At 69.6% G+C, this 9,668-nt stretch carries 6 protein-coding genes; all 6 read left to right on the forward strand.

Annotation, left to right across the window (positions count from 1 at the left end):
• The first annotated feature begins 14 nt into the window (after positions 1–14).
• The 6 genes from uvrA to pgk all read left to right on the forward strand — a co-directional run bounded on the left by uvrA (position 15) and on the right by pgk (position 9,652).
• Positions 15–3,092, forward strand: a complete 3,078-nt coding sequence (gene uvrA, locus BIU90_RS13490; protein WP_139195276.1) for an excinuclease ABC subunit UvrA — start codon at positions 15–17, stop codon at positions 3,090–3,092.
• A complete protein-coding gene (gene uvrC, locus BIU90_RS13495; protein WP_071300708.1) occupies positions 3,093–5,159 on the forward strand; it encodes an excinuclease ABC subunit UvrC in 2,067 nt (688 codons plus the stop codon). It begins immediately after the preceding gene.
• 152 nt (positions 5,160–5,311) lie between these two features.
• Positions 5,312–6,199, forward strand: coding sequence for an RNase adapter RapZ (gene rapZ, locus BIU90_RS13500; RefSeq protein WP_071300709.1), 888 nt, complete (start codon positions 5,312–5,314; stop codon positions 6,197–6,199).
• Positions 6,200–6,277: 78 nt separating this feature from the next.
• On the forward strand, positions 6,278–7,264 hold the full coding sequence (whiA, locus tag BIU90_RS13505) for a DNA-binding protein WhiA (protein ID WP_071300710.1): 987 nt from the start codon (positions 6,278–6,280) through the stop codon (positions 7,262–7,264).
• Between the two features lie 162 nt (positions 7,265–7,426).
• Positions 7,427–8,431, forward strand: coding sequence for a type I glyceraldehyde-3-phosphate dehydrogenase (gap, locus tag BIU90_RS13510; protein ID WP_071300711.1), 1,005 nt, complete (start codon positions 7,427–7,429; stop codon positions 8,429–8,431).
• A gap of 3 nt (positions 8,432–8,434) precedes the next feature.
• The gene (gene pgk, locus BIU90_RS13515) at positions 8,435–9,652 is read left to right on the forward strand and encodes a phosphoglycerate kinase (protein ID WP_071300712.1); all 1,218 of its coding nucleotides are present in this window, start codon (positions 8,435–8,437) and stop codon (positions 9,650–9,652) included.
• The last annotated feature ends 16 nt before the right edge of the window (positions 9,653–9,668 follow it).

Below are 9,668 nucleotides of genomic sequence, written 5' to 3' on the forward strand. Positions count from 1 at the left end.
TAGACTCGTGGGTGATGACCATCACCTCTGACCGCGGCCCTGTCACGTCCGGACGCAACGCCTTCGGTGGCGCTGCCGATGTCGACCGGACGGACGACGACCGCACCGACCTCGAGCCCGCCGACCTGCACCTCCCCGGGGGGACGGCCCCGCACGACACGTCGACGCTCAGCGTCCGCGGCGCGCGCGTGCACAACCTCCGCGACGTCGACCTCGAGATCCCACGGGACTCCCTGGTCGTCTTCACGGGGTTGTCCGGTTCGGGCAAGTCGTCCCTGGCGTTCGACACCATCTTCGCCGAGGGTCAGCGCCGCTACGTCGAGTCGCTCTCGGCCTATGCCCGGCAGTTCCTCGGGCAGGTCGACCGTCCGGACGTCGACTTCATCGAGGGGCTCTCGCCTGCGGTGTCGATCGACCAGAAGTCGACGAACCGCAACCCGCGGTCCACGGTCGGCACGATCACCGAGGTCTACGACTACATGCGTCTGCTCTGGGCGCGCATCGGGATCCCGCACTGCCCGATCTGCGGAGAAGTCGTCAGCAAGCAGAGCGTCCAGCAGATCGCGGACCAGCTCATGACGCAGGAGACCGGCACCCGGTTCCAGGTCCTGGCGCCCGTCGTGTCGAAGAAGAAGGGCGAGTTCGTCGACCTCTTCCAAGAGCTCGCGGCGTCGGGGTACTCGCGTGCGATCGTCGACGGGGAGCGGATCCAGCTCAGCAGCCCGCCCACGCTCAAGAAGCAGGTCAAGCACGACATCTCGGTGATCGTCGACCGACTGGTGGCCAGTGACGACATCCTGGGTCGCCTGACCGACTCGCTCGAGACCGCGCTGCGCCTGACGAACGGCACCGTCGCGATCGACCTGGTCGACCACGAGGGACCGGGCGCCGTCCGCACCTACTCCGAGAACCTGTCCTGCCCGAACAACCACCCGCTCGCGCTCACCGAGATCGAGCCGCGCACGTTCTCGTTCAACGCCCCGTTCGGCGCCTGCCCGGAGTGCTCCGGCCTCGGCACCCGCATGTCCGTCGACCCGGACCTGGTGCTCGGCGACCCCGAAGCCTCGTTGGCCGACGGCGTGCTGCTGCCGTGGACCGGCACCAGCGGGCTGTACTCCTACTTCGAGAAGCTGCTCGCCGGCCTCGGCAAGGAGCTCGGCTTCCGGCTCGACACCCCGTGGAACCAGCTCGACGCCAGCGTGCAGGCAGCGATCCTGACCGGCAAGGACTTCGAGGTCTCGGTCTCGTGGCGCAACCGGTTCGGGCGCGAGATGCGCTACACCAGCGGGTTCGAAGGCGTGATGCCCTACATCGAGCGCAAGTTCGCCGAGGCCGAGTCGGACTCGCAGCGCCAGCGCTTCCAGGGCTACCTGCGCGAGGTGCCCTGCCCGGTGTGTGACGGCACGCGCCTGAAGCCCGAGGTCCTGGCGGTCACCGTCGCCGATCGCAGCATCGCCGACGTGACCGAGCTCAGCCTCGACGACGCGTACGCGTTCATGGAGACCCTGACGCTGACCAAGCGCGAAGCACACATCGCGGCCGCGGTGCTGCGGGAGATCCGCGCGCGCCTCGAGTTCCTGCTCGAGGTCGGGCTGAACTACCTGACGCTGTCCCGTGGTGCCGGTTCGCTCTCGGGCGGCGAAGCGCAGCGCATCCGTCTCGCGACGCAGATCGGCTCCGGCCTGACCGGCGTGCTCTACGTCCTCGACGAACCGAGCATCGGACTGCACCAGCGCGACAACCGCCGGCTCATCGACACGCTGGTCAAGCTCAAGAACCTGGGCAACACGCTGATCGTGGTCGAGCACGACGAGGACACCATCCGCACGGCGGACTGGGTCGTCGACATCGGCCCGGGCGCCGGCGTGAACGGCGGGAAGGTCGTGCACTCCGGGTCGTACGCCGACATGATCGAGAACCACGAGTCGATCACCGGTGACTACCTGGCCGGGCGTCGTGCGATCGAGATGCCGTCCGAGCGCCGGAAGATCAACAAGAAGCGCGTCATCAGCGTGCAGGGCGCACGGGCGAACAACCTCAAGGAAGTCGACGTCGACTTCCCGCTCGGGGTGTTCACCGCGGTCACCGGTGTCAGCGGCTCGGGCAAGTCGACGCTGGTCAACGACATCCTCTACAAGGTGCTCGCCAACCAGCTCAACGGTGCCCGCCACATCGCCGGCAAGCACACCCGCGTCAAGGGACTGGACCAGCTCGACAAGGTCGTGCACGTCGACCAGGCGCCCATCGGCCGCACCCCGCGGTCGAACCCGGCGACCTACACGGGCGTGTTCGACCGGATCCGGCAGCTGTTCGCCGAGACCCCCGAGGCCAAGATCCGGGGGTACCTCCCCGGGCGGTTCAGCTTCAACGTCAAGGGCGGCCGCTGCGAGAACTGCTCGGGTGACGGCACGATCAAGATCGAGATGAACTTCCTGCCCGACGTCTACGTCGCGTGCGAGGTCTGCGGCGGTGCGCGGTACAACCGCGAGACCCTGCAGGTGCACTACAAGGGCAAGGACATCTCCGAGGTCCTCGACATGCCCATCTCCGAGGCGGCCGAGTTCTTCGAGCCGATCTCCGCGATCCACCGCTACATGGCGACCCTGGTCGACGTGGGCCTGGGCTACGTCCGCCTCGGACAGAGTGCGACGACCCTGTCCGGCGGCGAGGCGCAGCGCGTCAAGCTCGCGACCGAGCTGCAGCGTCGCTCGAACGGTCGGACCGTCTACGTGCTCGACGAGCCCACGACGGGTCTGCACTTCGAGGACGTCCGGAAGCTGCTGCTCGTGCTGCAGAGCCTGGTCGACAAGGGCAACACCGTCATCACGATCGAGCACAACCTCGACGTCATCAAGTCCGCGGACTGGCTCATCGACATGGGCCCCGAGGGCGGTTCGGGCGGCGGCACGGTCCTCGCGACGGGCACGCCGGAGCACGTGGCCGACGTCCCGGAGAGCCACACCGGGGTCTTCCTGCGGGAGATCCTCGACGCGCAGGACGCCCGCGTCGGCAAGCAGCGCTCCGTGGGGGCACGCCAGGCCACGCCGGGCGAGTTCGCCGGCACGTCGAAGCAGAAGGCAGGTGCGCGGTAGGTGGCGGACACCGTCCCGTGGCGTCCGAAGGCGGGGGAGATCCCGACCGATCCGGGCGTCTACCGATGGCGTGACGGCAACGGCCGGGTGCTCTACGTCGGCAAGGCGAAGAACCTCCGCGCCCGACTGAGCAACTACTTCGCGCCGTTGCCCACGCTGCACGAACGCACCCGTCGCATGGTGCTGACCGCCCGGAGCGTCGAGTGGACCACGGTCGGCTCCGAGATCGAAGCGCTCCAGCTCGAGTACACCTGGATCAAGGAGTTCGACCCGCCGTTCAACGTCAAGTTCCGGGACGACAAGTCGTACCCGTACATGGCGATCACGCTCGGGGACGAAGCGCCGCGGGTGATGGTGACGCGCAACCGCAAGATCAAGGGCGCGAAGTACTTCGGGCCGTACCCGAAGATCTGGGCCGTGCACGACACGATCGACCTGATGATCAAGGTGTTCCCGATCCGCACGTGCTCGGACTCGTCCTACAAGCGGGCGATGCAGACCGGCAAGCCGTGCTTCCCGGGCCAGATCGGCAAGTGCGGCGGACCGTGCTCGCAGAAGGTGACGATCGCTGAGCACCGCGCACTGGTCGAGGAGTTCGTGCGGTTCATGAACAGCTACGACCGTCGCGTCATCGTCGAGCTCCGGCAGCGCATGGGCGCCTCGGCGGACGCGATGCAGTACGAGCAGGCCGCGAAGTACCGCGACCAGGTCGAAGCGCTCGAGGCCGTGCTCGAGAAGTCCGCCGTCGTGCTGCGCGACTCGGTCGACCTCGACCTGTTCGGCATCGCCGAGGACGAGCTCGCCGCCGCCGTGCAGTTGTTCTCCGTCCGCGGCGGCCGCATCCGTGGTGTCCGTGGCTGGGTGGTCGACAAGGAGCTCGACATCTCGACGGGCGACCTCGTCGAGCAGATCGTGCAGGGCAACTACGCCACGAACGACGAGCCCCCGCGCGAGGTCGTCGTCCCCGCCCTGCCCGAGGACGCCGACGCCCTGCAGCAGTGGCTCAGCGAACGCCGCGGTGGTCGCGGCACGAAGCTCAGCACCGCGCAGCGCGGGGACCGAGCCGGTCTCGCCCGCACGGCGTCCCAGAACGCCCAGCAGGCGCTCATGCTCTACAAGACCAAGCGCTCGGCCGACTACACGACCCGTGCCGCGGCCCTCGCCGACATCCAGGAAGCGCTCGGCATGACCGAGGCCCCGCTCCGGATGGAGTGCTACGACATCTCGCACCTGCAGGGCACGAACGTCGTGGCCTCGATGGTGGTGTTCGAGGACGGGCTGCCCCGCAAGGACCAGTACCGCCGCTACTCGATCGCCGAGACCCGCGACGACACCGACAGCATGCACCAGGTGCTCACCCGGCGCCTGGCCCGCCTGGACGAGGACGCCGAGCTGCCGGACCAGCCCGACCAGAACGCGGACGGCGTGGTCGCGGTCGAGAAGCCGACCAAGCGCTTCGCGTACCGTCCGCAGCTGCTCATCGTCGACGGCGGCCAGCCTCAGGTGGCGGCGGCCAAGCGGGCGATGGACGAAGCCGGGGTCACCGACATCGCCCTCGTCGGGATCGCCAAGCGGCTCGAGGAGCTCTGGCTGCCCGACGACGACTTCCCGGTGATCCTGCCCCGCAACTCCGAGGCGCTGTTCCTCATCCAGCGCATCCGTGACGAGGCCCACCGCTTCGCGATCACCCACCAGCGCGGCCGCCGGAAGCGCGACGTGCGCACACAGCTGTCCGAGATCCCGGGGCTCGGTCCGAGTCGCGTCAGCGCCCTGCTGAAGCACTTCGGGTCGGTCGCGCGGCTGCGCTCCGCCACCGCCGACGAGATCGGCGAGGTCCCGGGCGTCGGCCCGGCGACGGCTGCCGCCGTCGTGCGCAAGCTGCAGACCGTGCCCACCAGCACGCCGACGGGGGACTCACCGACCAGCGCGCCGCCGGCCAGTCCGACGGACGCCGAGCCGGTGGGCGACGTGCCAGCGAACGACGTGCCAGCGAACGACGTCGGCCGGACAGGAGGCCCGGTGCGGGTCCCCGAGGTGACCAGCCACGGTCCGCAGCTGCCGTCGTGACCGCGGGGCGCGCCTCCAGGCCGTCCAGTCCGCACCCCCCGGACGGGCGGTACCCTGGTCCCGGCACCACACCCGACCCATCGGCCCGCTCTGCGGGCCTCCGGACCACCCGAGCGACGCGCCCGGGCCGCGACGACGGAGCACATCGCCAGATGACGGACACCGAACCGAGTGCGCACCACGACGTCCTGATCGTCACCGGGATGTCCGGCGCAGGGCGGTCGACCGTCGGCAAGGCGCTCGAGGACCTGGACTGGTACGTCGTCGACAACCTGCCGACGCAGATGCTCGGCCCCCTCACCGACCTGGCCGACCGGGCGGGGGAGAAGATCCCGAAGCTCGCCGCCGTCGTCGACGTGCGCGGCGGACGCTACTTCACCGACCCCGAGCACGCGGTCGAACGACTCCGGTCGTCGACGTCGGCGCGGGTCCGCGTGCTGTTCCTCGAGGCGACCGACCAGGTGCTGGTGCGACGGTTCGAGCAGGTCCGGCGTCCGCACCCGTTGCAGGGCGAGGACACGCTGCTGGACGGCATCGCCCGCGAGCGCACCCGGCTGCTCGGGCTGCGCGAGGCCTCCGACGTCATCATCGACACGTCGGACCTCAACATCCACCAGCTCGCCAACACCGTCACCGAGAAGTTCGCCGAGGACCGCTTCACCGGGGTCCAGGTGACGCTCATGAGCTTCGGGTTCAAGTACGGGCTGCCCGCCGACGCCGACATGGTGGCCGACGTGCGGTTCATCCCGAACCCCTACTGGGTGCCGGAACTGCGGCCCCACACCGGCCTCGACAGGCCGGTCTCCGAGTACGTGCTCGCCCAGCCCGGGTCCCGCACGTTCGTCGAGCGCTACGCCGCCGCACTCGAGCCGGTGCTCGACGGGTACCAGCGCGAGAACAAAAGACACGCTACGATCGCCATCGGCTGTACCGGCGGCAAGCACCGCTCGGTCGCCATCGTCGCCGAGTTGGCGAGCCTCCTCCGTGGGATGCCCAACGTCGCCGTGCGTGTGAAGAACCGAGATCTCGGCCGGGAGTGACCGTCCCACCGGCCGCTCCACACGGGTGCGCCGCCGGGACCGACGAGCCCCACCACAAGAAACGTTAGGAATGATGCTGTGCCGTTGACTGCCGAGGTCAAGGACGAACTGGCCAGGGTCGTCGTGGGCCGCAACACGGTCCGTGCCGCCGAACTCGCGACCATCCTGCGGTTCGCGGGTGGCCTGCACGTGATCTCGGGCCGGATCGCCGTCGAGGTCGAGGTCGACACCCGGATCATCGTGCACCGTGTCCGCAAGGACCTCGCCGAGCTCTACGGCGTCCGCAGCGAGGCCTCGGTGGGCGGAGCCGCGTCCGCACGTCGTGGCACGCGCTACCTGGTCCGGGTGCTCGAGGCGGGGGAGACCCTCGCGCGCCAGACCGGTCTGATGGACGCTCGTCGCCGTCCGGTGCGCGGCCTGCCGAACCGCCTGACCACCGGCAACCGCGAGGACCTGGCCGCCATCTGGCGCGGCGCGTTCCTGGCCGCCGGCACCCTGACCGACCCGGGTCGTGCCGCGGCGCTCGAGGTCACGTGCCCGGGCAACGAGGCTGCGATGGCCCTGGTCGGAGCCGCCTCCCGCCTCGGCATCGCCGCGAAGGGCCGCGAAGTCCGCGGCGTGCACCGCGTCGTCATCCGCGACGGCGAGGCGATCGGCCAGATGCTCACCGCCATGGGCGCCGCACGCACCACCGCCGAGTGGGAGGAGATGCGCCAGCGCCGCGAGGTCCGGGCCACCGCCAACCGCCTGGTGAACTTCGACGACGCGAACCTCCGGCGCTCCGCCCAGGCCGCCGTCGCCGCGTGCGCCCGGGTCGAGCGTGCGCTCGAGATCCTCGGCGACGAGGTCCCGGACCACCTGCAGTACGCCGGCTCGCTCCGCCTGGCCCACCGCGACGCCTCGCTCGACGAGCTCGGCCAGCACGCCGACCCGCCCATGACCAAGGACGCGATCGCCGGCCGGATCCGCCGCCTGCTCGCGATGGCGGACAAGCGGGCCGTCGAGCTCGACGTGCCGGGCACCGAGGCGAGCGTGCCCGAGGAGCTCGAGGGCGCCGAGGGCTGACCGCGGTCTGGACGTCACACGAACGGGCGCTGAAGCACTGACTGCTAGGCTCGTTTCGGTGACGTTACGGGGCGTATCGTCCACCACACGTGGGCCGGTTGCAGGCCCGCGACTCCGAACAAGCAGCGCCCCCAGGGCGCTCCACACCCACCAGGAGATCCATTGACCGTCAAGATCGGCATCAACGGCTTCGGCCGCATCGGCCGCAACTTCTTCCGGGCCGCTCTGGCCAAGGGCAGCGACCTCGAGATCGTGGCGGTGAACGACCTCACCGACAACGCGGCCCTCGCGAACCTGCTGAAGTTCGACTCCGTCACGGGTCGCCTCGGCGTCTCCGTCGAGCTCGACGGTGACAGCATCGTCGTCGACGGCAAGCCGATCAAGGTCCTGGCGGAGCGCGACCCCGCCAACCTCCCCTGGGGTGAGCTGGGCGTCGACATCGTGATCGAGTCGACCGGCTTCTTCACCAAGGCCGCCGACGCGCAGAAGCACATCGACGCGGGCGCCAAGAAGGTCATCATCTCCGCCCCGGCCACCGGTGACGACGTCACGATCGTGCTCGGCGTGAACGAGGACACCTACGACGCGGCGAACCACCACATCATCTCGAACGCCTCGTGCACCACGAACAGCCTCGCGCCGCTCGCCAAGGTGTTCCACGACAAGTTCGGCATCGAGCGTGGCCTCATGACGACGGTGCACGCCTACACCGCCGACCAGAACCTGCAGGACGGCCCGCACAAGGACCCGCGTCGTGCCCGTGCCGCCGCACTCAACATCGTCCCGACCTCGACCGGTGCCGCCAAGGCCATCGGCCAGGTCATGCCGGAGCTCGCCGGCAAGCTCGACGGCTTCGCCCTCCGCGTGCCCGTGCCCACCGGATCGATCACCGACCTGACCCTCGAGACCAAGTCCGAGGTCACCGTCGACGAGATCAACGCCGCGTACAAGGAAGCAGCAGAGGGGCCCCTCAAGGGCATCCTGCTGTACAGCGAGGACCCGCTGGTGTCGACCGACATCACCACGGACCCGCACTCCTCGATCTACGACTCCGGCCTGACCAAGGTCATCGGCGGGCTCGTCAAGATCACCTCGTGGTACGACAACGAGTGGGGCTACTCGAACCGCCTCGTCGACCTCACCGAGTTCGTCGGCGAGCGTCTGTAACACATGGCCCTCCGAACCCTCGGCGACCTCGGCGACCTCGCCGGCAAGCGCGTCGTCGTCCGGTGTGACCTCAACGTCCCGCTCAAGGACGGCGCGATCACCGACGACGGCCGCGTGCGGGCGTCGCTCGGCACGCTGAACACCCTCATCACCGCGGGTGCCCGCGTGATCGTGATCTCGCACCTCGGACGCCCCGACGGTGCCCCGCAACCGGAGTACTCGCTCGCCCCCGTGGGCCAGCGTATGTCCGAGCTGCTGGGCAAGCCGGTGGAGTTCGTCGACGAGACCGTCGGCGACCTCGCGACCGAGGCCGCCGGGGACCTGGAGGACGGCGACGTCCTGCTGCTCGAGAACCTCCGCTTCAACCCGGAGGAGACCTCGAAGGACGCGTCCGAGCGCAAGGCGTTCGCCGAGCGGATCGCGGCCATGGCCGACGCGTTCGTGTCGGACGGCTTCGGCGTCGTGCACCGCAAGCAGGCCTCGGTCTACGAGCTCGCCTCCGCGCTGCCCTCGGCAGCCGGTGAGCTCATCGAGACCGAGCTCCGCGTGCTCGAGCGGCTGACGACGTCGCCGGAGCGCCCCTACACGGTGGTGCTCGGCGGGTCGAAGGTCAGCGACAAGCTCGGTGTCATCGACCACCTGCTCCCGCAGGTGGACACGCTCTGCATCGGCGGCGGCATGTTGTTCACGTTCCTCGCTGCACAGGGGCACGGCGTCGCCAAGTCCCTGCTCGAGCAGGACCAGCTGGACGTCGTGCGGTCGTACCTGGCCAAGGCCGACGAGTTCGGTGTGACGATCGACCTGCCGACCGACGTCGTCGTGGCCTCGGGCTTCGCGGCGGACGCGGACCACGAGACGGTCGCGGCCGACGCGATCGAGTCCTCGTCGTTCGGTGCGGACGGCATCGGCCTCGACATCGGCCCCGAGACCGCGAAGCGGTTCGCCTCGGCCGTGTCCGGGTCGAAGACGGTGTTCTGGAACGGGCCGATGGGCGTGTTCGAGTTCCCGGCATTCGCCGCCGGCACCAAGACCGTCGCGCAGGCGCTGACCGAGGTCGACGGCCTGGGCGTCGTCGGTGGCGGCGACTCCGCAGCCGCCGTGCGGTCGCTCGGGTTCTCCGACGACCGGTTCGGCCACATCTCGACCGGTGGCGGGGCGAGCCTCGAGTTCCTCGAGGGCAAGTCGCTGCCCGGTCTCGAAGCACTGGGGTGGACCCGATGAACCGCACGCCGCTCAT

The sequence above is a fragment of the Curtobacterium sp. MCBA15_001 genome, assembly GCF_001864835.1.
GTDB lineage: Bacteria > Actinomycetota > Actinomycetes > Actinomycetales > Microbacteriaceae > Curtobacterium.

Excerpts from the sequence above, each read along its gene's own strand:
- pgk (WP_071300712.1), top strand. The coding sequence starts at position 8,435 with ATGGCCCTCCGAACCCTCGGCGACCTCGGCGACCTCGCCGGCAAGCGC.
- uvrA (WP_139195276.1), top strand. The coding sequence starts at position 15 with ATGACCATCACCTCTGACCGCGGCCCTGTCACGTCCGGACGCAACGCC.
- rapZ (WP_071300709.1), top strand. The coding sequence starts at position 5,312 with ATGACGGACACCGAACCGAGTGCGCACCACGACGTCCTGATCGTCACC.